Source organism: Streptosporangium sp. NPDC050284, assembly GCF_044459525.1.
GTDB lineage: Bacteria > Actinomycetota > Actinomycetes > Streptosporangiales > Streptosporangiaceae > Streptosporangium.
Genome location: NZ_JBITIZ010000017.1, coordinates 1 through 23,062 on the forward strand (window position 1 = coordinate 1; position 23,062 = coordinate 23,062).

Annotated in this window: 21 protein-coding genes; 3 read left to right on the top strand and 18 right to left on the bottom strand. The window is 69.7% G+C overall.

From position 1 onward, the window contains the following. Nucleotides 1–621 precede the first annotated feature (621 nt). From tyrS to argC, 10 genes are all read right to left on the bottom strand, one after another. A complete protein-coding gene (gene tyrS, locus ACIBH4_RS32080; RefSeq protein WP_362767010.1) occupies nucleotides 622–1,890 on the bottom strand; it encodes a tyrosine--tRNA ligase in 1,269 nt (422 codons plus the stop codon). 141 nt (nucleotides 1,891–2,031) lie between these two features. Next, nucleotides 2,032–2,664 carry a DNA-3-methyladenine glycosylase gene (locus ACIBH4_RS32085; RefSeq protein WP_362517713.1) on the bottom strand — a complete coding sequence of 211 codons (633 nt, stop codon included), beginning with the start codon at nucleotides 2,662–2,664 and terminating at the stop codon, nucleotides 2,032–2,034. Beyond that, nucleotides 2,664–4,061: an argininosuccinate lyase gene (gene argH / locus ACIBH4_RS32090; RefSeq protein WP_362518039.1), complete on the bottom strand. Its 1,398-nt coding sequence runs from the start codon at nucleotides 4,059–4,061 to the stop codon at nucleotides 2,664–2,666. Before argH ends, ACIBH4_RS32085 begins: the two co-directional genes overlap by 1 nt. A gap of 62 nt (nucleotides 4,062–4,123) precedes the next feature. Further along, nucleotides 4,124–5,323 carry an argininosuccinate synthase gene (locus ACIBH4_RS32095; protein ID WP_362517717.1) on the bottom strand — a complete coding sequence of 400 codons (1,200 nt, stop codon included), beginning with the start codon at nucleotides 5,321–5,323 and terminating at the stop codon, nucleotides 4,124–4,126. A 66-nt stretch (nucleotides 5,324–5,389) separates the two neighbouring features. After that, nucleotides 5,390–5,896 carry an arginine repressor gene (locus ACIBH4_RS32100; RefSeq protein ID WP_350949187.1) on the bottom strand — a complete coding sequence of 169 codons (507 nt, stop codon included), beginning with the start codon at nucleotides 5,894–5,896 and terminating at the stop codon, nucleotides 5,390–5,392. A gap of 5 nt (nucleotides 5,897–5,901) precedes the next feature. Then, nucleotides 5,902–6,903 carry an ornithine carbamoyltransferase gene (argF, locus tag ACIBH4_RS32105; RefSeq protein ID WP_362517721.1) on the bottom strand — a complete coding sequence of 334 codons (1,002 nt, stop codon included), beginning with the start codon at nucleotides 6,901–6,903 and terminating at the stop codon, nucleotides 5,902–5,904. Then, nucleotides 6,893–8,044, bottom strand: coding sequence for an acetylornithine transaminase (locus tag ACIBH4_RS32110; RefSeq protein ID WP_362767057.1), 1,152 nt, complete (start codon nucleotides 8,042–8,044; stop codon nucleotides 6,893–6,895). Before ACIBH4_RS32110 ends, argF begins: the two co-directional genes overlap by 11 nt. Nucleotides 8,045–8,100: 56 nt before the next feature. After that, nucleotides 8,101–9,063 (bottom strand): acetylglutamate kinase, encoded by a 963-nt coding sequence (gene argB, locus ACIBH4_RS32115; protein ID WP_362517724.1) that lies wholly within the window; start codon nucleotides 9,061–9,063, stop codon nucleotides 8,101–8,103. After that, nucleotides 9,060–10,214 (bottom strand): bifunctional glutamate N-acetyltransferase/amino-acid acetyltransferase ArgJ, encoded by a 1,155-nt coding sequence (gene argJ / locus ACIBH4_RS32120; RefSeq protein WP_362517727.1) that lies wholly within the window; start codon nucleotides 10,212–10,214, stop codon nucleotides 9,060–9,062. Before argJ ends, argB begins: the two co-directional genes overlap by 4 nt. Next, on the bottom strand, nucleotides 10,211–11,233 hold the full coding sequence (gene argC / locus ACIBH4_RS32125; protein ID WP_362517730.1) for an N-acetyl-gamma-glutamyl-phosphate reductase: 1,023 nt from the start codon (nucleotides 11,231–11,233) through the stop codon (nucleotides 10,211–10,213). The genes argJ and argC overlap by 4 nt, the downstream gene beginning before the upstream one ends. Before the next feature lie 271 nt (nucleotides 11,234–11,504). Between argC and ACIBH4_RS32130 the strand changes: the two genes are divergently transcribed. The 3 genes from ACIBH4_RS32130 to ACIBH4_RS32140 all read left to right on the top strand — a co-directional run bounded on the left by ACIBH4_RS32130 (nucleotide 11,505) and on the right by ACIBH4_RS32140 (nucleotide 15,247). Continuing rightward, nucleotides 11,505–13,166 carry a class I adenylate-forming enzyme family protein gene (locus tag ACIBH4_RS32130; RefSeq protein WP_362517733.1) on the top strand — a complete coding sequence of 554 codons (1,662 nt, stop codon included), beginning with the start codon at nucleotides 11,505–11,507 and terminating at the stop codon, nucleotides 13,164–13,166. A 187-nt stretch (nucleotides 13,167–13,353) separates the two neighbouring features. Beyond that, nucleotides 13,354–14,607, top strand: a complete 1,254-nt coding sequence (locus ACIBH4_RS32135) for an MFS transporter (RefSeq protein ID WP_362767013.1) — start codon at nucleotides 13,354–13,356, stop codon at nucleotides 14,605–14,607. Between the two features lie 82 nt (nucleotides 14,608–14,689). After that, nucleotides 14,690–15,247, top strand: a complete 558-nt coding sequence (locus ACIBH4_RS32140) for a Uma2 family endonuclease (RefSeq protein ID WP_362767060.1) — start codon at nucleotides 14,690–14,692, stop codon at nucleotides 15,245–15,247. Nucleotides 15,248–15,369: 122 nt separating this feature from the next. Here the strand turns inward: ACIBH4_RS32140 and ACIBH4_RS32145 are convergent, their stop codons facing one another. The 8 genes from ACIBH4_RS32145 to infC all read right to left on the bottom strand — a co-directional run bounded on the left by ACIBH4_RS32145 (nucleotide 15,370) and on the right by infC (nucleotide 22,950). After that, nucleotides 15,370–15,615: a hypothetical protein gene (locus tag ACIBH4_RS32145; RefSeq protein WP_362517739.1), complete on the bottom strand. Its 246-nt coding sequence runs from the start codon at nucleotides 15,613–15,615 to the stop codon at nucleotides 15,370–15,372. Nucleotides 15,616–15,772: 157 nt separating this feature from the next. Continuing rightward, nucleotides 15,773–18,343, bottom strand: coding sequence for a phenylalanine--tRNA ligase subunit beta (locus tag ACIBH4_RS32150; protein WP_362517742.1), 2,571 nt, complete (start codon nucleotides 18,341–18,343; stop codon nucleotides 15,773–15,775). Next, nucleotides 18,343–19,392, bottom strand: coding sequence for a phenylalanine--tRNA ligase subunit alpha (gene pheS / locus ACIBH4_RS32155; protein WP_362767063.1), 1,050 nt, complete (start codon nucleotides 19,390–19,392; stop codon nucleotides 18,343–18,345). The genes ACIBH4_RS32150 and pheS overlap by 1 nt, the downstream gene beginning before the upstream one ends. Before the next feature lie 121 nt (nucleotides 19,393–19,513). After that, nucleotides 19,514–20,596 (bottom strand): ATP-binding protein, encoded by a 1,083-nt coding sequence (locus ACIBH4_RS32160; protein WP_362517744.1) that lies wholly within the window; start codon nucleotides 20,594–20,596, stop codon nucleotides 19,514–19,516. A 79-nt stretch (nucleotides 20,597–20,675) separates the two neighbouring features. Continuing rightward, nucleotides 20,676–21,491 carry an RNA methyltransferase gene (locus tag ACIBH4_RS32165; protein WP_362517747.1) on the bottom strand — a complete coding sequence of 272 codons (816 nt, stop codon included), beginning with the start codon at nucleotides 21,489–21,491 and terminating at the stop codon, nucleotides 20,676–20,678. A 72-nt stretch (nucleotides 21,492–21,563) separates the two neighbouring features. Continuing rightward, nucleotides 21,564–21,947 carry a 50S ribosomal protein L20 gene (rplT, locus tag ACIBH4_RS32170; protein ID WP_012892552.1) on the bottom strand — a complete coding sequence of 128 codons (384 nt, stop codon included), beginning with the start codon at nucleotides 21,945–21,947 and terminating at the stop codon, nucleotides 21,564–21,566. Nucleotides 21,948–21,971: 24 nt separating this feature from the next. Continuing rightward, nucleotides 21,972–22,166, bottom strand: coding sequence for a 50S ribosomal protein L35 (gene rpmI / locus ACIBH4_RS32175; protein ID WP_362517752.1), 195 nt, complete (start codon nucleotides 22,164–22,166; stop codon nucleotides 21,972–21,974). Between the two features lie 130 nt (nucleotides 22,167–22,296). Next, a complete protein-coding gene (gene infC, locus ACIBH4_RS32180; protein ID WP_362518051.1) occupies nucleotides 22,297–22,950 on the bottom strand; it encodes a translation initiation factor IF-3 in 654 nt (217 codons plus the stop codon). Between the last annotated feature and the right edge of the window lie 112 nt (nucleotides 22,951–23,062).

The following is a 23,062-nucleotide window of genomic DNA, read 5'->3' on the forward strand; positions in this document are numbered from 1 at the left end:
AACACACTGTTGAGTTCTCAAGAAACGGACGCGTACACCATCACCCACACCCGACCAACCGGTCCGGCAGAACTCCGGGGCGTTCCATTTCGTATTTCAACCGTACAAGCCTATCAAGATTGTGTCAAATTGCTGACCGGCAGCTGTATTGTCACAAAACCTGTAAACTCGCTAGGATTCTCTCTGCCTCACTCTCGAGGCAACCCACTGAACCAACCCTGCCATCCAGGAAACAGCGAACTCAACCGGTTTTCCGGTGACCTACGCGGAGTCCGAACGCTCAGGTTCGTTCAGGTGGAGTGGCCCTGGGCCCGTCCGCCGATCGGCGTCCGGCTCGCTCCGGGGCATTGAAAAGATTATGCCCCCTTCGAAGCATCGTCAAATCAGCTGCTCCCGACAAAACCGCAGGTCAGCGCGGTTGCTTAGGAAAACCAGAAGCGTTCGCTACCGGAATGTTACTCAACAAGACGGTCGGCGCCCCGACCGGAGCCGGACGCCGACCGCTCGGGATCTTCCGCGTTGACCTGGCCAAAGGCCAAAAGCCAACAAAGGCCAGGACAACGCGGAAGATCCCCATCGCACCAGAGACCCGGGGAGCGGTGCGGATGTGCGGAAGAAAAGTCAGGGCGCGAGGATCTCGACGCCGCCGACGGAACGCTTGCCACGGCGCAGCACCAGGAAACGTCCGTGGAGCAGATCATCGGCGGACGGCACGTACGCCTCGTCGGTGACCTTGACGTTGTTGAGGTAGGCGCCGCCCTCCTTCACCGCTCGGCGCGCCTCCGACTTCGACTTGACCAGGCCACTCTCGGCGAGCAGGTCGACGAAGGACGCCCCCAAGGTGGGAACCTCCGCGCGCGGCACCTCGGCGAGGGCCTCCCCCAGCGTGCGCGCCGGCAACCCCTGCAGGGAGCCCTGGCCGAACAGGGCCGCCGAGGCGGCGATCACCGCGGCGCACTCGTCGGCGCCGTGCAGCAGCGTGGTGAACTCCTCGGCGAGCGCTCGCTGTGCCTCGCGCCCGGCGGGCCGCTCGGCGGCGGCCTTCTCCAGCCCTTCGATCTCCTCACGGGACCGGAAGCTGTAGATCTTGAGGAACTTCACCACGTCACGGTCGTCCGCGTTCAGCCAGAATTGGTAGAACGCGTACGGGGAGGTCATCTCCGGGTTGAGCCAGACCGCGCCACCGGCCGTCTTGCCGAACTTGGTCCCGTCGGCCTTGGTGATCAGTGGCACGGTAAGGGCGTGCACGTGGCTGCCCGTCACCCGGCGGATGAGGTCCGTTCCCGCCGTGATGTTGCCCCACTGGTCGCTGCCACCGATCTGGAGCGTGCAGCCGTGGCGCCTGTTCAGCTCCAGGTAGTCGTTGGCCTGCAGGATCTGGTAGCTGAACTCGGTGTAGCTGAGCCCTTCTCCGCCCAGTCGGGCCGAGACCGACTCGCGGGCGAGCATCCGGTTGACCGGGAAGTGCTTGCCGACATCGCGCAGGAAGTCGATCGCGGACATGCCCTCGGTCCAGTCGAGGTTGCTGACGAGGATCCCGGTCTTCTCGTCCGAGAAGTCAAGGAACTTCTCCACCTGGACGCGGATCCGCGCCACCCATTCGGCCACGACGTCGGAGGAGTTGAGCGAGCGCTCGGTGCTCCGTCCGCTGGGGTCGCCGATCAGGCCCGTCGCGCCGCCCACCAGGCCGATGGCCCGGTGGCCCGCCCGCTGGAGGCGGGTGAGGGTGAGCAGCGGGACCAGATTGCCGACGTGCAGGGAGGGGGCGGTCGGGTCGAAGCCGCAATAGACCGTGATCGGACCCTCGGCCATCGCCGCACGCAGGGCGTCGATGTCGGTGGACTGCGCGATCAGGCCGCGCCAGGCGAGGTCATCCAGAATGTCGGTCACGATCCTTGCTTTCCAATGCTCGAAGGGACATTTAGCGCTCTTGTACACCCTGCCCGATCACGGCACCACCACGCCACTCGAAACCCTTCTCGCGCACGAGGACAGCCGGGAGGAAGACCGACAGGGGAGAGCACGCGCGGCCTACCGGCGGCGTGGGACATGCGGGCGGTGGGGTGAGACCGTGGGCTCGCCGTCGATCCAGAAGCGCCACGGCGTCTCCTTTCCTGACGAGACGCCGGTGCGTGGCCCCGACAGGATGGACGACGCCTTGGCCGGTTCACCCTCGATCACGGAGAGTGATCCTGGGGCGCAGGCGTCGAGCCCGTTGTGCTCGCGGGTGAAGGCGAGCGCCACCGCCAGTCGCGCCGGCCCCCTGGCGAGATCGACCTCCCTGACGGGCTTGGTGCTCCCCGCGCCCCGGCGGGCCAGGGCGGTCTCCACGCCGGAGATCACCTCTCCGGCCCGCAGCAGCACACCGGAGCCGATCATCTCGGGAAGGCACGTGAGGTTGGCGCAGAAGTGCATACCGTACGTGAAATAGACGTACAGGTGGCCCGGTGGGCCGAACATCACCGCGTTACGTGGCGTCCGGCCCCGGTAGGTGTGCGACGCGGGATCCTCACCCGGCAGCCCGTAGGCCTCGACCTCGGTGAGGCGCAACGCGACCGGTCCGTGTACGAGCACCCGTCCCAGCAGGTCGGGGGCGACCTCGTGGGCGGGCCGGTCGAAGAAGCCGCGGGCCAGCGGCGCGTCGGACCGGCCCTCGTCCTGCATCAGCTTCCGCTCGCCCAGGCGGCCTGAGCGTCGACGATCTCTCGCAGCGCGATGAGCTGGCCGCGTACCCGGTCGGGTGCCGTACCGCCGTGCGCCTTGCGGGCCGCCAGGGCGCCGGGCACCGAGAGGACCTCACGGGAGTCGGGTGTGAAGTGCGGTGAGACCTTGGCCAGTTCCTCGTCGGTGAGCTCGCCGAAGTCCTTGTCGTTGACCTGGCACCAGACGACCAGATGCCCGACCGCCTCATGAGCCTCACGGAAGGCGACCCCCCTGCGGACCAGCAGCTCGGCCAGGTCGGTGGCGAGCGCGAACCCGTCGGGGGCCGAGGCCTCCAGCTTGGCGGTGTTGACGCGCATGGTCGCGACGAGCCCGGCCATCGCGGGAAGGACCAGCAGCAGGCTGTCGACGGAGTCGAACACCGGCTCCTTGTCCTCCTGCAAATCGCGGTTGTAGGTCAGCGGCAGGCCCTTGAGGGTCGTCAGCAGCGCCATGAGGTTGCCGATGAGACGGCCGCTCTTACCTCGGGCCAGCTCGGCCACGTCGGGGTTCTTCTTCTGCGGCATGATCGACGAGCCGGTGGAGTAGGCGTCGTCCATCTCGATCCAGCGGAACTCCTGCGAGGCCCACAGGACGATCTCCTCGCCCAGCCGCGACAGGTGCACGCCGATCATCGCCGCGTCGAACAGGAACTCGGCGGCGAAGTCGCGGTCGGCGACGGCGTCCATCGAGTTGGGCGCGGCGGAGTCGAAGCCGAGCTCTGCGGCCACGGCCTGGGGGTCGAGCGGCAGGGAGGACCCGGCCAGCGCTCCCGCTCCCAGCGGGGAGACGGCGGCGCGCCTGTCCCAGTCGCGCAGGCGATCGATGTCGCGGGCGAAGGCGTGCACGTGCGCCAGGAGCTGGTGGCCGAAGGAGACCGGCTGCGCGTGCTGCAGGTGGGTCATACCGGGGGCCGCGGTCTCCGCGTGCTCCTCGGCCTGGCTCATCAGCGCGGTCTCCAGCTCCACCAGCCTGGACACGATGTGCCTGACGTGGTCGCGGAGGTAGAGCCGTAGGTCGGTGGCGACCTGGTCGTTGCGGCTGCGACCGGCCCGAAGCTTGCCGCCGAGCGTGCCGAGGCGTTCCAGCAGGCCGCGCTCCAGCGCGGTGTGGACGTCCTCGTCGGCGACGGTCGGCCGGAACTCGCCCGCCTTGCAGGCGCGCTCCAGGTCGTCCAGGGCGCCGATCATGCGCGCCAGCTCGTCGTCGCTCAGCAGGTTCGCGCGGTGCAGCACCCTGGCGTGCGCGCGCGAGGCCATCAGGTCGTACGGCACCAACCGCCAGTCGAAGTGCACGCTCACCGAGAGCCTGGTCAGCGCGTCGGCCGGACCTCCTTCGAACCGGCCGCCCCAGAGCCGCATGGGCTTGCCACCATCAGTCACCGTTGTTCTCCCTCCCAGTTCAATCCGCGACCTTAGCCCAATCAGACCGATCGGGCGTCACGAGCGGAGGCAATCTTGGAGGGCAGGCTCCACAGCTCGACGAAACCCCTGGCGAGGGACTGGTCGAAGGTGTCGCCGGTGTCGTAGGTGGCGAGGTTGAAGTCGTACAGCGACGCCTCGGAGCGGCGCCCGGTCACGGTGGCCCTGCCGCCGTGCAGGGTCATCCGGATCTCGCCGGTGACGTGCTCCTGTGCCTCGGCGATGAAGGTGTCGAGGGCCTTCTTGAGCGGGGAGAACCAGAGGCCGTCGTAGACGAGCTCGCCCCAGCGCTGGTCCACCGACCGCTTGAAGCGGGCGAGGTCGCGCTCGACGGTGACGTTCTCCAGCTCCATGTGGGCGGTGATCAGGGCGATGGCGCCCGGCGCCTCGTAGACCTCTCGGGACTTGATGCCGACGAGCCGGTCCTCGACCATGTCGAGGCGGCCGACGCCCTGGGCGCCCGCGCGGCGGTTGAGCTCCTCGATGATCCGGAACGGGGTGAGGTGACGCCCGTCCAGCGCCACGGGGACGCCCTTGACGAAGCTGATGATGACCTCGTCCGCGTCGCGCGGCTGTGCCGGGTCGGCGGTGTAGGCGTAGATGTCCTCGATCGGGCCGTTCCAGATGTCCTCAAGGAAGCCGGTCTCGATGGCCCTGCCCCAGATGTTCTGGTCGATGGAGTACGGGTTCTTGTTGGACGTCTCGATCGGCAGGTTCTTCTTCTCGGCGTAGGCGATCGCCTTGTCCCGGGTCCACGCGTAGTCGCGGGCGGGAGCGATGACCTTGAGCTCGGGGTACAGGGCGGCCAGGCCCGCCTCGAAGCGGACCTGGTCGTTGCCCTTGCCGGTGCAGCCGTGCGAGACGTGGGTGCCGCCGAACTCCTTCGCCGCCGCGGCCAGGTGCTTGACGATCAGCGGCCGCGACAGGGCGGAGACCAGTGGGTAGCGGTCCATGTAGAGGGCGTTGGCCTGCAGGGCGGGCACGCAGAAGTCGGTGGCGAACTCCTCGCGGGCGTCCACGACGACGGACTCCACTGCGCCGCAGTCGATGGCGCGCTTGCGGATGACCTCCATGTCCTCGCCGCCCTGGCCGACGTCGACGGCGACCGCGACGACCTCGGCACCGGTCCTCTCGGCGAGGAAGGGAATGGCGACGGAGGTGTCGAGTCCTCCGGAGAATGCGAGTACGACCCGGTCGGTCATGATGGATATCTCCAAGATCTTGTTGGCACAGTGTCAGATGTTGCCAGGGATGACCGCCTGAGCAGGTTAAATACGTCGGTCGGCGTGCCGCAGCAATCCCTCGGCGACAGCTGCCCCGCCCATCGGGTCGCGGCTGATGACGAGAATCGTGTCGTCTCCCGCGACGGTACCGAGGATGGACTCCCAGTCGGCGTGGTCGATGGCGGAGGCGAGGAACTGCGCGGCGCCCGGCGGCGTACGGACGATGACCAGGTTGGCGGAGGCCTCGGCGGAGACGAGAAGTTCCTCCGCGAATCTGCTGAGCCTGGCGGCGGGCGACTCACCGGTGCCGAGCCTGGCGAGTCCTATCCGGCCGCCGCCCTCCCCCGGCAGGGCGTAGACCAGGGAGCCGTCCTCGGCGCGCAGCTTGAGCGCGCCGAGTTCGTCCAGGTCGCGGGAGAGGGTGGCCTGGGTGACCTCGACACCGCTCTCCAGCAGGAGTTTGGCCAGTTCTGGCTGGGATCTGACCGGTTGCCGCTGCAGGAGGTCGGCGATCCGTGCCTGGCGGGCGACCTTGGTCATCGGGATCGTCATGCGGGTCACCCGCCTCCGGGCGTGTCACCCGCGAGGTCGGCGTTCTGGGCCCCGTCGCGGCCCGCCATCGAGACCAGCCAGTACAGCAGGGCCTTCTGGGCGTGCAGCCGGTTCTCCGCCTGGTCCCACACCAGGCTCTGCGGGCCGTCGAGGACCTCGGCGGAGATCTCCAGGTCGCGGTAGGCGGGCAGGCAGTGCAGGACGACGGCGCCGGGGGCGGCCCGGCTCATCAGCGCGGCGTTGACCTGGTACGGCATGAGGTCGGCGATCCGCTGTTCCTTGCCGTCCTGCCCCATGGAGACCCAGGTGTCGGTGGCGATCACGTCCGCGCCCGCGGCGGCCTCGGCCGGGTCGGCGAGGACGGCGACGGATCCGCCGGTCTCGGCGGCGACCTCGCCGGCCCGCCGGAGGATCTCCGCGTCCGGCAGGTATCCGGCGGGGGTGGCGATCCGCACGTGCATGCCGGCGACGGCCCCGCCGAGCAGGTAGGAGTGGGCCATGTTGTTGGCCCCGTCTCCGAAGTAGGCCAGGGTGAGCCCCGCCGTCCTGCCGAAGTGCTCCCTCACGGTCTGCAGGTCGGCGAGGATCTGGCAGGGGTGGAACTCGTCGGTGAGGGCGTTGACCACCGGCACCGAGGACTCCGAGGCCATGGCCTCGATCCTCTCCTGGCCCGAGGTGCGCCACACGATCGCGCCCACCTGGCGTTCCAGGACTCGGGCGGTGTCCTCGATCGACTCGCCCCGGCCCATCTGGGAGGACCCGGCGTCGAGGATGAGGGGGAGCCCGCCGAGCTCGCCGATACCGACCGCGAAGGAGACGCGGGTGCGGGTGGAGTGCTTGTCGAAGAGGACGGCGACGGTCTGCGGGCCCTCGAAGGGGCGGTAGGCGTAGCGGTCCTTCTTCACGGCCTCGGCCAGGTCGAGCACCTGGGCCTGCTCTGCGGGCGAGAGGTCGTCGTCCCTCAGGAAGTGCCTGACGTGCGCCTGTCCGGCGAGGTTACTGGGCATCTGCGGCCTCGTCGAGGATGGCGGGAAGCGCGGCCACGAAGGCCGCGACCTGGGCGGATGTGATCACCAGCGGGGGCGCGAGCCGTACCGCGTCGGGCTGGAGGGCGTTGACCAGGAAGCCCGCGCGCTGCGCGGCGGCCTGGACCTGGGCGGAGCGGTCGTCACTCAGCACGACGGCCCGCCACAGCCCCCGGCCGCGGACACCGGCGAGCAACGGGTGGTCGATCGCGGCGATGCCCTCCGCGAGTTCGGCGCCGAGGGTCCGGACGTGCTCCAACAGGCCGTCCCTGTCAATGGTGTCGAGCACGGCGAGCGCGGCGGCGGCGGAGACGGGGTTTCCACCGAAGGTGGAGCCGTGGTCTCCCTGGGCGAGGACGGTGGCCGCCGTGCCGAAGCCGATGCAGGCGCCGATCGGCATGCCGCCTCCGAGGCCCTTGGCCAGGGTGAGCACGTCGGGCAGGATGCCCTCGTGCTGGTGGGCGAACCAGTGCCCGGTGCGGCCGATCGCCGACTGGATCTCGTCGGCGACGAGCAGCGCGCCGGTGGCGTCGCAGATCTCCCTCGCGGCCGTGAAGTAGCCCTCGGGCGGGGGCACGACGCCCGCTTCGCCCTGGGTGGGTTCGAGGAAGACCGCCGCGCACTCGCCGGTGACCGCGTTCTTGAGCGCGTCCGCGTCACCGTAGGGGACGAAGCGGACATCGATCGAGAACGGGCCGAACTGGTCGCGGATCGAGGGCTTGCCGGTCAGGGCGAGCGCGCCGAGGGTACGGCCGTGGAAGGCGTTCTCCGCGGCCACGAAGTAGGTGCGGCCGTTCGACTTCCCGTACTTGAGGGAGAGCTTCAGCGCGGCCTCGTTGGCCTCGGTACCGGAGTTGCTGAGGAACACCTTGGCCGGGGCTCCGAGCAGGCCGAGCAGGCGCTCGGCGAGCAGCACCTCGGGCTCGTGCAGGAAGAGGTTGCTGGTGTGGGCGAGGGTGGCGACCTGACGGGAGACGGCCTCCACCAGCGCGGGATGGGCGTGGCCGAGCGAGCTGACCGCGATGCCGCCGATCAGGTCGAGGTACTCGCGGCCGTCGACGTCCCAGACCCTCGCGCCCTCGCCTCGGGCCAGCGCCAACGGGGGCACGCCGTAGTTGGCCATGAAGGCGGCCTCGAAGCGCCTGGCGAGCGCCTCTCCTGCGGGGCTTTCCTGCGTGCTCACTCGTCGTTCCCCTTCAGCTGGGCGGGGGCCGCGGGCCGCCGCCTGACCGGCTCCGGCGCGGCCGCCGCCTCGGAGGCGTCCGGCAGCACCATGGTTCCTATGCCCTCGTCGGTGAAGATCTCCAGCAGCACCGAGTGGGGCACCCTGCCGTCGAGCACGTGGGCCCGTGACACGCCGCCCTGGACGGCGGTCAGGCACGCCTCCATCTTGGGGATCATGCCGCTGGACAGGCTCGGCAGGAGCTTCTCCAGCTCGGTGGCGGACAGCTGCTCGATGATCTCGTTCTCGTCGGTGCCGGGGCGCCAGTCGCGGTACAGGCCCTCGACGTCGGTCAGGACGATCAACTTGGAGGCCTGGAGCGCCACGGCGAGCGCGGCGGCGGCGGTGTCGGCGTTGACGTTGTAGACGGTGCCGTCGTCGCTGCGCGCGACCGAGGAGATCACCGGGATCCGCCCGTCGTCCAGCAGGGCTCGCACGGCTCCGGCCTCGACCTTGACGATGTCGCCGACCTGGCCGATGTCGACGCCGACGCCGTCCACGAGGGCGTGCTTGCGTACGGCGGTGAACAGGTGGGCGTCCTCGCCGGACATGCCGATCGCGAACGGCCCGTGCCGGTTGATCAGGCCGACCACGTCGCGGTTGACCTGGCCGACGAGGACCATCCTGACGACCTGCATGGCCTCGGGGGTGGTGACCCTGAGCCCCGCGGTGAAGGTGGACTCGATGCCGAGGAGGTCGAGCTGGGCGTTGATCTGCGGCCCTCCCCCGTGCACGATCACCGGCTTGAGCCCGGCGTAGCGCAGGAAGACGACGTCGGCGGCGAACTTCTCGCGAAGGTGCTCCTCGGTCATCGCGTTGCCGCCGTACTTGATGACGACGGTCGCGCCGTGGAAGCTCGCGAGCCAGGGCAGGGTCTCGATCAGCGTGGTGGCCTTCGTCAGTGCCTCGGCGCGTCTCATGTGGAGTACGCCGAGTTCTCGTGGACGTACTCCGCGGTGAGGTCGGTGGTGTGGATCGTCGCCGTGTGCGGTCCCGCCGACAGGTCGATGGTGATCGTCACCTCGCGCGGGGTGAGGTCGACCTTGGAGCGGTCGTCGCCCGCGGCGCCGCCCCTGCAGATCCAGATGCCGTTCATCGCCACGTTGAGCCTGTCGGGTTCGAAGACGGCGTCGGTGGTGCCGACGGCCGACAGCACCCGGCCCCAGTTGGGGTCCTCGCCGTAGATGGCGCACTTGAAGAGGTTGGAGCGGGAAACGGCGCGGCCGACGGTGACCGCGTCGTCCTCGGAGGCGGCTCCGACGACCTCGATGGCGATCGCCTTGGAGGCGCCCTCGGCGTCCATCAGCAGTTGGCGGGCGAGGTCGGCGCAGACGACGAGAAGGACCTGCTCGAACTCGGCGAGGTCGGGAACGACCCCGGAGGCACCGCTGGCCAGGAGCAGAACGGTGTCGTTGGTGGACATGCAGCCGTCGGCGTCGAGGCGGTCGAAGGTGACCCGCGTCACCTTACGGAGCACCTCGTCGAGTTGCTCGGCGGGCAGGTCCGCGTCGGTGGTGATCACCGACAGCATGGTGGCGAGGCCGGGGGCGAGCATGCCCGCGCCCTTCGCCATGCCGCCGACCATGTAGCCGCCCGCGCCTTTTCTGAAGGAGATCTTCGAGACGGTGTCGGTGGTGCGGATGGCGTCGGCGGCGGCCAGACCACCGTCCCTGGCGAGCTGGGAGACCGCGAGGTCGACCCCGGCCAGCAGCGAGTCCATCGGCAGCCGCTCGCCGATCAGGCCGGTGGAACAGACCGCGATCTCCCCCGCCGAGTCTCCCAGCGCTTCGGCGACCTTCTCCGCGGTGGCGTGGGTGTCCTGGAAGCCGAGCGGCCCGGTGCAGGCGTTGGCGCCGCCGGAGTTGAGGACGACGGCGTGAACCCGGCCTCCGGCCAGCACCTGGGCGGACCACAGGACCGGCGCGGCCTTCACCCGGTTGCTGGTGAAGACCCCGGCCGCGGCGCGCGAGGGGCCGTCGTTGACGATCAGTGCCAGGTCGCGGTCGGCGCTGGACTTGATCCCGGCGTCGACACCCGACGCCCGGAAGCCGAGAGGTGCGGTCACGCTCATGGGGCGACTCCATTGAGAGGTAGGCCGAACTCTTCCGGCAGGCCGAGGGCGAGATTGGCGCTCTGGATCGCGCCTCCGGCCGTGCCCTTGGTGAGGTTGTCGATGGCGACGACGGCGACGACGCGGCCCGCGCGCTCGTCCAGGACGACCTGGAGAGCGGCGGTGTTGGCGCCGAGGGTCATCGAGGTCGCGGGCCACTGGCCCTCGGGGAGCAGCCGCAGGAACGGCTCGTCCTTGGTGGCGGTCTCATACGCCTCGCGCAGGACCGCCGGGGTGAGGCCGGGCCTGGCGGGGGCGGTGCAGGTGGCGAGGATGCCACGGCTCATCGGCGCCAGCACGGGGGTGAAGGAAACGGTGACCGGCTCACCCGCCAGGGGGGAGAGGTTCTGCTCCATCTCCGGGGTGTGCCGGTGGACGCCGCCGACGCCGTACGCGCTGGCGGAGCCCATCACCTCGCTGCCCAGGAGGTTCGGCTTGGGCGCCCTGCCGGCCCCGCTGGTGCCGCTGGCGGCGACCACCACCACGTCGGGTCCGACGAGTCCGGCGGCGAAGGCGGGGAACATGGCCAGGGTGACGGCCGTCGGGTAGCACCCCGGCACGGCGATCCTCCGGGTGGCGCGCAACTCCTCGCGCCGCCCCGGCAGCTCGGGCAGTCCGTAGGGCCAGGTGCCCGCGTGGACGCCACCGTAGAAGTGCTCCCATGCGGCGGGGTCGGCGAGCCGGAAGTCGGCGCCGCAGTCGACCACGAGGGTGCGGTCGCCGAGCTGCTCGGCGACCGCGGCCGACTGCCCGTGCGGCAGGGCGAGGAAGACGAGGTCGTGGCCGCCGAGGGTCTCGGGAGTGGTCTCCAGCAGGATCCTGTCGGCCAGCGGGGCCAGGTGTGGCTGGTGGGCGCCGAGGGCGGTGCCCGCACTTGAGGCCGCCGTCAGCGCGCCGATCTCGATGCCGGGGTGGGACAGCAGCAGGCGCAGGAGCTCACCTCCGGCGTAACCGCTGGCACCCGCGATCGCCGCTCTCATCCGACCCCTCTCGATTTCTGCATAGTCATGCACTACTTCTCATGGACTTACTAGAAAGATTATGCATCTTGGAGGATTGCCATGCAAGCCCGGCGCGGCAGAGGCTCCCAGCCCCAGAAAAACCCCATCCAGGCGGAAAGATCAGAAAATCACGCTTCGCGACTTGTGAATACGGGCACGAGGTCATCGGTAATGTTTCGGCACTGTTGCACGTACCTACCGGTCGGTATCGTGACGTTTCCGGTCCCTCGTTCTCCGGGAGTGCGAACGCATGACTGTCACCCATGACCAGCTCCAAGCCCGGCTCACCGCGCCGGGGCAGCTTTTCGAGACGGAAGAGATCCTCAGCCACGGCGGGACCGTCAGAACCTGGAAGCACGCGCCCCGCGACTTCCGGGCACTTCTCGAGACGAGCAGGTTCCACGGCGACAAGGTCTTCCTGGCGTACGAGGACGAGCGCATCACCTACGAGGAGCACTACCGGCGGACCGCCACGCTCGCGCGACGCCTGGTGGACGACTACGGCGTGGTCAAGGGCGACCGGGTGGCCATCGCCATGCGCAACTACCCCGAATGGGTGATCGCCTTCTCGGCCGCGCTGGCCGCGGGGGCGATAGCCGTTCCGCTCAACGCGTGGTGGACACCGCAGGAGCTGGAGTACGGGCTTTCCGACTCGGGGGCCAAGGTGCTGATCGCCGACGGAGAGCGGGCGGCCGGGCTCGCCGGGCCGGGCCCGGCGCTCATCGTGACCCGCGGCGAGACACCCGAGGGCGCCCGCTCCTTCGAGGACGTGATGGGCGAGGTGGAGGCGGACGTGACGCTGCCCCCGGTCGACCTCTCCCCCGAGGACCCGGCGACGATCTTCTACACCTCCGGCACCACCGGCCGCCCCAAGGGGGCGCTCGGCAGCCACCGCAACCTCGGGCAGTCGCCGATGACCGTCGCCTACGGCATGTACCGGGGTGCGATCAGGGCGGGCAAGGATCCGGGTGAGACCTCGGGGCAGCGGCGGATCACCCTGCTCACCGTGCCGCTCTTCCACGCCACCGGCTGCTTCGCGGCGATGACCACCACCATGTTCAGCGGGGGTGGCCTGGTGCTGATGTACAAATGGGACCCGGGCCGTGCGCTGGAGCTGATCGAGCGCGAGCGGATCACCGGTCTCACCGGCGTACCCACCAACGTGTGGCAGCTCCTGTCGCACCCCGACCTGGGCAAGTACGACATCTCCAGCCTCAGTGGCCTCGGGTACGGCGGCGCCCCCGCCCCGCCGAAGCTACTGGAGCGCATCACCGCGCAACTGCCCAACCGCTCCTCCTCCAACGGGTACGGCATGACCGAGACCACCGCGCTCGCCATCAGCAACACCGGAGCCGACTACCTGGCCAAACCCGACAGCATCGGCCTGCCGATGGCCGTGGTCGAGGTGAGGATCACCGACCCGACCGGCGCCGAACTGCCGGTCGGCGCGATCGGCGAACTCTGCCTGCGCGGCCCGAACGTCATCCTGGGCTACTGGAACCGGCCCGAGGCCACCGCGGAGACCATCGTCGACGGGTGGCTGCACACCGGAGACCTCGCCAGGGTGGACGAGGAGGGATTCGTGTTCATCGTGGACCGGGCCAAGGACATGGTCATCCGCGGCGGCGAGAACGTCTACTGCGCCGAGGTCGAGGCCGCGCTGTTCGAACACCCGGCGGTCGAGGACGCCGCGGTGATCGGGATCCCCCACGAGGAACTGGGCGAGGAGGTCGGCGCGGTACTCCGGCTGTCGTCCCCGGCGAGCGACGAGGAACTGGGGGCCTTCCTGCGCGAGCGGATCGCCCCCTTCAAGATCCCGGTCAGGTTCTGGGTGCGCGAGACGGAGCTTCCCCGCAACCCCGGCGGCAAGATCCTCAAGACCCGGCTGCGCCAGGAGGTCCTGAACCTCTGACGCCCGCTCCACCCCCGGGCCCCGCACCCGTCGTCTCCCGCGAGGGCGGAAACGGTTTTCCGATACCCCACCACGGCGGTGACCCGTTCGGAAAATGATTTGCCCCCGCACGGGTCGCCGCCGAAACTAACTGCTCGTGCCGGAAAACGCCGATCGACCGATCAAATCCCTGCTTCGCCGCCTGGTGATGGATCTCAGCCCCCTGCGCGACTCACGTGACTTCCGGCTGCTCTTCGGCTCCGGCGTCATCACGATGTTCGGCACCTTTCTGACACTGGTCGCGGTCCCGCTGCAGATGAAGGAGCTCACCGGCTCCTACCTGGCGGTCGGCCTGGTCAGCGTGGCCGAGTTCGTCCCGATGGTGGTGTGCGGGCTCTGGGGCGGGGCGATCGCCGACGCCCTCGACCGGCGCAAGATCATTCTTCTCACCGAGGTGGGCCTCTGCCTCACGGTCGCGATCCTGACCCTCAACGCGCTGCTGCCGAAACCACAGGTCTGGGTGCTGTACGTGGTCGGCGCGCTCTCGGCCGGGCTGGGCAGCCTGCAGCGGCCCAGCCTGGAGGCGCTGCTGCCGCGCGTGGTCAAGCACGACCAGCTGACCGCGGCCGCCGCCCTCAGCGCCTTCCGGTGGAACCTGGGCGCCATCGTCGCCCCGGGTCTCAGCGGCCTGATCGCGGCCTGGTTCGGCGTCGCCGTCGCGTACGGCATCAACGTCGTGACCTTCCTGGCGTCCCTGGTCCTGCTCTGGATGGTCCGGGCCCAGCCGCGCTCGGAGGACGGCCCCGAAGCCTCGATCAGCTCCCTGATCGAGGGGGTCCGCTACGCCGTGGGCCGTCCCGACCTGATGGGCACCTATCTGGTCGACATCGCCGCGATGATCTTCGCGTTCTCCACCGCGCTGTATCCGTTCCTCGCCGACGAACTGGGGGCCCCCGAGGCTCTCGGGCTCTTCTTCTCCGCCTCCGCCATCGGCTCGCTGATCGCCTCGGTCACCTCCGGATGGACCGCGCACGTGCACCGGCACGGCCTCGGCGTGATCGTCGCGGCGGCCGTGTGGGGGGTGGCGGTGGCGCTGGCGGCGCTGATGCCCAAGGTCTGGGGCATCTTCGCCTTCCTGGCCGTGGCCGGGGCAGCCGACATGATCAGCGGTGTCTTCCGCTCGACCATCTGGAACCAGACCATCCCCGACGAGTTCCGCGGCCGTCTGGCGGGGATCGAACTGCTCTCCTACACCAGCGGCCCGATGCTCGGCAACGCCAGGGCCGGCCTGATGGCCCAGCTCGGCGGCACCCGCTTCTCCCTGGGCGCCGGCGGGTTGCTGTGCGTCGGCGCGGTGGCCGCGATGGCCGCGCTGCTGCCGAGGTTCCGCACCTACGACGCCCGCACCGACGAGTACGCGGTCAGGGAGCGCGCCCGCCGTGAGGAGGCCGCCCGCGCCTGAGACGGACACCGGCGAATATCCTCACGGAACGGAATCACATTGCTACCGTAAGGGCATGACGATCGACGTACGGAGCCCCGAGATGACGGAGTCCTCGCTGCCCGCCTGGGCCTTCCCCCCGCCGGAGGGGTTCGTCGCGGCGGACCTCGATCGCATTTCGCAATTGCCCGCACACACAGAGTTAATTGACGGAAGCCTGGTCTTCGTGAGTCCTCAGGCTTCTTTTCACACGAGCACCATGTATCTCCTGGAAACGGGTCTTAACCGGACCATTCCAAAAGATCTTCGAGCGCGCCGAGAGATGAGCGTCGTCCTGGGCGAGCGGCAGCGGCCCGAGCCCGACATCAGCGTCATCCATGCCTCCGCCGAGCACAGTCCGGAGCAGACCTTCTACCGGGCCGAAGACGTCGTGCTGGTGGTGGAGGTCATCTCCCCGACTCCAAGGAGCGCGACCGCGACCGCAAGCCGACGCTGTACGCCGAGGCGGGCATCGCACACTTCTGGCTGGTCGAGAACCAGTCGGGAAAGCCCGCCGTCTACGTCTACGAGCTCGACCCGGTCGCCAGGTCCTACGTTCTCACCGGTATCCACCACGACCAGCTCAAGATCTCGGCGCCGTTCGACATCGACATCGACCTGACGGACATCGACCGGCTCTAAAGCCTGGTCCCGCGCCCCGGACACCCCGAGGCGGGCTCCGCCGCACCGGCCGGACATATCCCCCGTCCCTGGCACCGGTCGGCGCCGCGTCTCACCAGCGCCTCACCCACTCTCGTGCCAGCCCTCGTGCCTCTCGGCCAGCGCCTCCAGCCGGGCAACCCCCTCCGGCGACAGCGCGCCGGAAGGGTCTTCGACCACCACCAGCCACTGAGCGTCCTCGGCGTCGTCCTCACCCGCGAGAGTCTCCCTCACCACCTCGGGCACCCCGACCACCGGGAACTCCCCTGCCACGCTCTCGGCGACCTCCTCGGCGGCGTCACGCTCGGCGAACACCAGCAGATGCCTCATCATCCCCTCCTGGGGAAAGCTCTTCTCCGCTCCGGGCGGGCGATCCGCCCCGAGCGACCGGCGAGGTATGCCATCGCCACCTCCCAGAAAACAGGCATCCCGGCCCGATACGGCGAAAAGGGGGCCCGGGACACACCCCGAGCCCCCTGTGAACCGGTCAGGCTCCGCGCTGTCGCGCCCCGGTGCGCTCCCCCGCCAGAGCCACGGCCGCGTCGCGGGCCGCGGTGGTCTCCTCCGCGGTGAGCGTCCGGTCGGACGCCCGGAAGCGCAGCGAGTAGGCGAGGGATTTTCCGCCCTCGCCCACCTGGGCGCCGGTGTAGACGTCGAACAGCCGGATCGACTCCAGCAGCGGGCCCGCGCCCTCGCGCAGCGCCGCCTCCACGGCGGCCACCGGGGTCGCCGCGTCGACGATGAGTGCGACGTCCTGACTCGCGACAGGGTAGGCGGAGATCGCCGGAGCCTGCGGCGAACCGGCGGCGAGCGACTCCAGCCGGGTCAGCTCCAGCTCCATCGCGCAGGTGCGCGGCGGCAGGCCGTACGCCTCGACGACGCGCGGGTGCAGCTCACCGGCGTGACCGACGAGCACGTCACCGGCGTACAGCGCGGCGCAACGGCCTGGGTGCCAGGGTTCGTGCCGGTCCGCGCGGACCTCAAGGGTGACTCCGGCCTCCGCGGCCACCACGCGGGCCGCCTCGACGGCGTCCGCCCAGCCGGCCGGGCGACCCTTGCTCCACCAGCCGGACGGCTCGAACTCCCCGGCCAGCACGACCCCGACCCGAAGCGGCTGGGCGGGTAGCGCGGACTCGATCGAGGCGAGCTCCTCCGGGCTCGGCCTGCGGTCGACGCCCAGCACGGGAGCGACGGAGGGCACGTCGGACGAGGGCCGGTAGACCAGACCCACCTCGAACAGCGCCACGTCGCCGAATCCCCGGCCCACGTTGCGTACCAGCGTCTTGAGCAGGCCCGGCAGCAGCGTCGTCCGCATCAGCGGCTCGTCCTCGCTGAGCGGGTTGGCCAGCCGTACGGCCATGCGGCGCGCGTCATCGGCGGGCAGCTGCAGGTTGTCGAGATCGTGCTCCCCGGTGAAGGGATAGGCGAGGATCTCGACGTACCCCGCGGCGGCCAGGGCGCGACCGACCCTGCGGCGCAGGCGCTGGCTCTCGCTGAGACCGGCGCCCGCAGGGGCGGCGGGCAGGATCGAGGGCAGGTTCTCGTAGCCCTCCAGCCTGATGACCTCCTCGGCGAGATCGTTCGGGTCGGTCAGGTCCGGCCGCCATGAGGGTGGGGTGACCGCCAGCATGTCGTCACCGGTGACCGCGAGTTTCGCGGCGATTCCGGCGGAGGCCGGGTCGCCCGTGGCGGCGGTGCCGCCTGCCGTGCCACTCGTCACCGACCCGGTCGCGGCGGCGGGGCTCTCCACCGTGCAGCCGACCTGCTCCAGGCGGCGGATCACCGTCTCGCGGTCGTAGGCGGTGCCCGCGACCCTGCCCGGGTAACCGCTCGGGACGGCGATGTGGACCGGTTCGACCTCCACCTCGGCGTGGGTGACGCCCGGCTGGATCGTACCGCCGCCGAGCTCGGCCAGCAGCTCGGCCGCACGCCAGGAGGCGTACAGCGGGAGCTCCCTGTCGACGCCCCGCTCGAAGCGCTTGGAGGCCTCGCTCACCAGGTTGTGCCGGCGCGACATGCGCGCGGTGCCGCTGGCGGAGAAGTGGGCCGCCTCGATCACGATGTCGGTGGAGGTGTCGGAGATCTCGGTGTGCAGGCCGCCCATGGTGCCGGCCATCGAGATCGCACCCGACCCGTCGGTGATCAGGATGTCGTCCGGGTGGAGCTTGCGGACCACGTGGTCCAGTGTCTCCAGCGTCTCGTCCGGCTCGGCCCTGCGCACCACGATCTCGCCGGTCAGCTTGGCCGCGTCGAAGGCGTGCAGCGGCTGGCCCATCTCCAGCATGACGTAGTTGGTGACGTCGACGGCGAGCGAGACCGGGCGCATACCGGCGCGGGAGAGCCGGGCGCGCATCCACAGCGGACTCGGCGCCGACGGGTCGAATCCGCGGATCTCGCGAAGCACGAAGCGGTCGCAGGCCGACGGGTCGGCGATCGAGGCCGGATAGGACGGGGCCGACGCGGCGGGCGGGGAGACGTCGGCGGGGTCGATGAACGCCGAGTCGAAGGCGGTGGCGGCCTCGCGGGCCACACCCCGGATCGAGAGGGCGTAGCCGATGTCCGGAGTGATCTCCAGCTCGATCACGTCGTCACGCAGGCCGAGCAACTCGACCACGTCCGCGCCGATCGGCGTGCCGGCGGGCAGCACGAGGATGCCGGGTGAGGAGTCGGCCATGCCGAGCTCCGCCTCCGAGCAGATCATGCCGTCGGACAGGCGCCCGTAGGTCTTGCGCGAGGCGATCTCGAATCCGCCGGGCAGCACGGCGCCGGGCAGCGCGACCGGAACGCGGTCGCCGGCCTCGAAGTTGGTCGCGCCGCAGACGATCTCACGCGGCGCGGCCTCCCCCACCTCGACCTGACAGTGGCGGATGGGCTTCTTGAAACCCTCCAGCGTCTCGAAGGAGATCACCTCGCCCACGACGACGTTCTTGATGTCGTGGCCGTAGGAGGTGACGGATTCGAGCTTGAGCCCGGCGGCGGTGAGCTTCTCGGCGATCTCGTGCGCCGTGACGGCGGGGAGATCGACATACTCCCGCAGCCATGAAAGCGGGACCTTCATCAGATCTCCATTCCGAAGGGAAGCGTGAAGCGGACGTCTCCCTCGACCATGTCGCGCATGTCCTCGACGTTGTGACGGAACATCAGGGTGCGCTCGACGCCCATACCGAAGGCGAAGCCGCTGTAGCGGGCGGGGTCGACGCCGCAGGCGACGAGCACCCGCGGGTTGACCATGCCGCAGCCACCCCACTCGATCCAGCCCTCCGACTTGCAGGTGCGGCAGTGCGGGTTGCCCGGCAGCGCGGAGGCGCCACGGCAGACGAAGCACTTCAGGTCCATCTCGGCGGAAGGCTCGGTGAACGGGAAGTAGTTGGGCCGGAAGCGGGTGGTGATGCCCTCACCGAACATCACCTCGGCGAACCGGTCGAGGGTGCCCTTGAGGTGGGCCATGGTCAGGCCCTCGTCGATCGCCAGCCCCTCGACCTGATGGAAGACCGGGGTGTGGGTGGCGTCGAGCTCGTCGGTGCGGAACACCTTGCCCGGCGAGATCACGTAGACCGGGAGCTCCCGGGTGAGCAGCGCCCGGATCTGGACGGGAGAGGTCTGGGTGCGCAGCACCTTGCCGGAGTCGACGGACTCCACGAAGAAGGTGTCGTGCTCCGAGCGCGCCGGGTGGTCGGGAGAGATGTTCAGCGCGTCGAAGTTGAACCACTCCCCCTCCAGCTCGGGCCCCTCCGCCACCTCGTAGCCCATCGCGACGAAGGCGTCGGCGATGCGCTCCTGAAGGGTGGTGAGCGGATGCCTGGCGCCGCGGGGGGCGCGGGTGGAGGGCAGTGTGACATCGACGGTCTCCTCGACGAGGACCCGCTCGTCGCGCTCGGCCTCCAGCTGTGCCTGCCGCTCGGCGAGGGCGTCGGCGACCGACCGGCGGGCGCCGCCGATGCGCTTGCCCGCCTCGGAGCGGGCCGCCGGAGGCAGCGCGCCGATCTCACGGTTGGCCAGGGCGATCGGCGAGCGGTCACCGGCGTGCGCGAGGCGCACCTGCTTGAGTTCTTCGAGGTCGCGCGCCGCCTTGATGGCGTCGAGCGCTTCGGCCTGCATGCGCGCCATCTCGTCGGCGTGCAGCGGGGTCACCTCGACCGGGTCGTAGTTTGACAAGAGAGAGCTCCGAATCCAGGGCTTGAGCGGCCATGAGTCTAGTCGGGTAAGCCCACCGGGCCGACATTCGCGATCAGGCGAAGTCGGGGGTGCCGGTGGGCACCATAAATCGAAACTCGGCGCCGCCCTCGGGCCCGCGCTGCACGGAGATGGTGCCGCCGTGAGCCTCGATCAGCCCCTTGACGATGAACAGGCCGAGCCCGGTGCCACCGCGACGGCGGGCGTTGCCCCGCCAGAACTGCCGGAAGACGCGCGTGACCAGCTCGGGCGGGATGCCCTCCCCCTGGTCGCGGACGGACACGCTCACTCCCCATTCACTCGGCTCGACGACTATTGTCACCGTACCGCGCCCGTGCCGCACCGCGTTTTCCATCAGGTTGGCGAGCACCTGATCGATCTTGTCCTGGTCGAGCCAGGTCTCGGGCAGCTCACCGCGCACCTGGAGCACGAAGCGGTCCTCCGGCTCGCCCGCGGCCACCCGGCCCGCGATGATCCTGGAGATCCTGGCCGGGACGTCGACCACCTGGCGGTGGATCTCCAGCCGCCCCGACTCGATGCGCGAGACGTCGAGCAGCTCGGTGATCAGCCGGGTCACCCGGTCGGCGTCGGCGTTGACGGTCTCCAGCATGACGAGCTTCTGATCGTCGGTGAAGCGGGTCCACTTGGCCAGCAGGGTCGCGGTGAACCCCTTGACGCTGGTCAGCGGGGAACGGAGCTCGTGGGCGACGGTGGAGACCAGGTCGGCGCGGCTGCGCTCCAGGCGGGCGCGGGCCCCGGCGTCGCGCAACGTGATGACCACCCGGACGACCGCGCCACCCCGCCTGGGCTCGCGCACCAGCCGGGCGGCCACCAGCAGCTCCTGGCCGCCGGAGGTGCGCAGCGGCAGCTCGGGCTGGCGGGCCCGGCTGGACAGGCCACCGTAGGGGTCGAACCACTTCCACCAGTCGCGCCCGTCGTGGTCGTGGAAGGAGAACACGTCGCGCAGGTGCCGCCCCGCGGCCCGCTCGCGGGTGACGCCGGTCAGACGGGCCGCGGACCGGTTGACGGTGAGCACACGGCCTTCACCGTCGGTCACCACGAGGCCGTCGGGAAGCTCGTCGACGTCGATCACAGAAGCGGCATCGGTGCTCCGCTCACCGGTGTGTTCGCCGTGCACGACCCCGCCTCCTCGACGCTACATCGCCGACAATAGCGGGTTTCTCACGCCGTACGGCAGCCTCGCCGGGCGGGCGGCGTCACCTGGGGCCGGGGCCGGTGCGCTGAGAACGGGCAGATGCATACAGACAGACCGCGGCGGCGGTCGCGAGGTTCAGGCTCTCCGCCCGCCCGTAGATGGGAACCCGGACGACCTCGTCCGCCAGCTTCAGGATCTCCTCGGGGAGCCCCCACGCCTCGTTACCGAAGATCCAGGCCGTCGGGCCCGACAGGTCCACGTCGTCCAGGGTCTGCCTGCCCGCGCCGTCGGCGGCGAGCACCCGCAGCCCGGCCCCCTTCAGGTGTTCCACGGCCCGCGCCACCGGGACGCCCGTGGTGACGGGAAGGTGAAACAGGCTGCCGGCGCTCGCCCGCACACACTTGCCGTTGTAGGGGTCGACCGAGGCGTCGGTGAAAAGGACGGAGTCGGCGCCCGCGGCGTCGGCCGTACGCAGCACGGTGCCCGCGTTGCCGGGATCACGGACGTGAGCCAGCACCGCCACCAGCGTGGAACCGGAGACGACGGAGGTGTCCAGGGGCACGTGCACGAAGCGGCACACGGCCAGCACCCCCTGGGGGGTGACGGTCTGGGCCAGTTCGGCCATCACCTCGCCACTGGCCCGATGGACGGGCACCCCCGCGGCGGTGGCGGCGGCGACGATGTCGGCGTGACGCGACTCGGCCTCGGCCGTGGCGAAAAGCTCCACCACGACCTCGTCCAGCGCCAGCGCCTCGCGGACCGCCTGCGGCCCCTCTGCCAGGAAGGAACGGTCGCGGTCCCTGAAGGCCCGCTTCGTCAGCCTCCGCGCGGCCTTGACCCGCGGCGACTTGATGTTGGTCAGCTCAGACCCGGCCATGCCCGTCCCCCAAGAATGCGAATGCGGCCCGCAGCGTCATCGCTGCGGGCCGCACGGTCGTCAGTACCTCGCTCAGCCGGCGACCGGCGCGTTCACGTCGGCGGGAAGCGCCTTCTTGGCGGCCTCCACCAGCGTCGCGAACGTGGCGGCGTCGTTGACCGCGAGGTCGGCGAGGATCTTGCGGTCGACCTCGATGGAGGCGAGCCGCAGGCCCTGGATGAGCCTGTTGTAGGTGATGCCGTTCTGGCGGGCAGCGGCGTTGATGCGCTGGATCCAGAGACGGCGGAAGGTGCCCTTGCGGTCCTTGCGGTCGCGGTAGGCGTACGTCATCGAGTGGAGCATCTGCTCCTTGGCCTTGCGGTACAGCCTGGATCGCTGACCCCGGTAGCCCTTCGCCCGCTCGAGAACGACCTTGCGCTTCTTTTTGGCGTTGATCGCCCGCTTCACGCGTGCCATGTGTATCTATCTCCCCGGGGGCGGTTACTTAGCGAGCAGCTTCTTGATCTTCTTGGCGTCGGCCTCGGAAAGCACGACCTCGGGCTTGAGACGACGCGTCAAGGTGGACGGCTTGTGCTCGTTGTAGTGCGCACGGTTGGCGCGGCGGCGCACAAGCTTGCCGGAACCCGTGAGCCTGAACCGCTTCTTCGCACCGCTGTGCGTCTTCATCTTCGGCATCTCAGCCGTCTCTCCCTCGATCGTGCCGATGTCCCGGGCCGGTAACCCAAGTCAAGGGCGTGCCTGACTACGAGACCGGACCCGGTCTCGGACTGATCTCGCGACTACCTGACGATCCAGGCTATGCGAGTTACTCCTGCGGAGCCGCCACCGCTCCGTTGACGGACACCTCGTCGTTGACGCGCGTCCCGTCCTCGGCCGATGACGCGTCCCCCGAAGGGTTCTCGTCATGTCGCGCCTTGGCGGCGGCCTTCTCGGCCTTGGCCTCGGCCTTCTTCTTGTGCGGCCCGATCACCATGATCATGTTTCGACCGTCCTGCTTGGGCTGGGACTCGACGAAGCCGAGCTCCGTCACGTCCTCCGCCAGCCGCTGCAGGAGCCGGAAGCCCAGCTCGGGCCGGGACTGCTCCCGCCCGCGGAACATGATGGTGACCTTGACCTTGTCGCCGGCCTTGAGGAACCGCACCACGTGACCCTTCTTGGTCTCGTAGTCGTGCGGATCGATCTTCGGCCGAAGCTTGATCTCCTTGATGATGGTGTACGCCTGGTTACGGCGCGCCTCACGTGCCTTCATCGCGGACTCGTACTTGAACTTGCCGTAGTCCATGAGCTTGCACACTGGCGGGCGAGCCGTTGCCGCGACCTCGACCAGGTCGAGGTCGGATTCTTGAGCCAGCTTCAAGGCGTCGCCGATGGAGACGATGCCCACCTGCTCGCCGTTCGGGCCGACGAGGCGGACCTCGGGCACGCGAATGCGGTCATTGATGCGGGGCTCGGCGCTGATGGGGCCTCCTAGGTTGCGATCCGCGGCCGTCCGGGAGGAGGCCGCAACATGCTCGATCGTGCCGGGAGGTCGTAGAACGCACACCCTGTTGAGGGCGTTCGAACGCAAGATG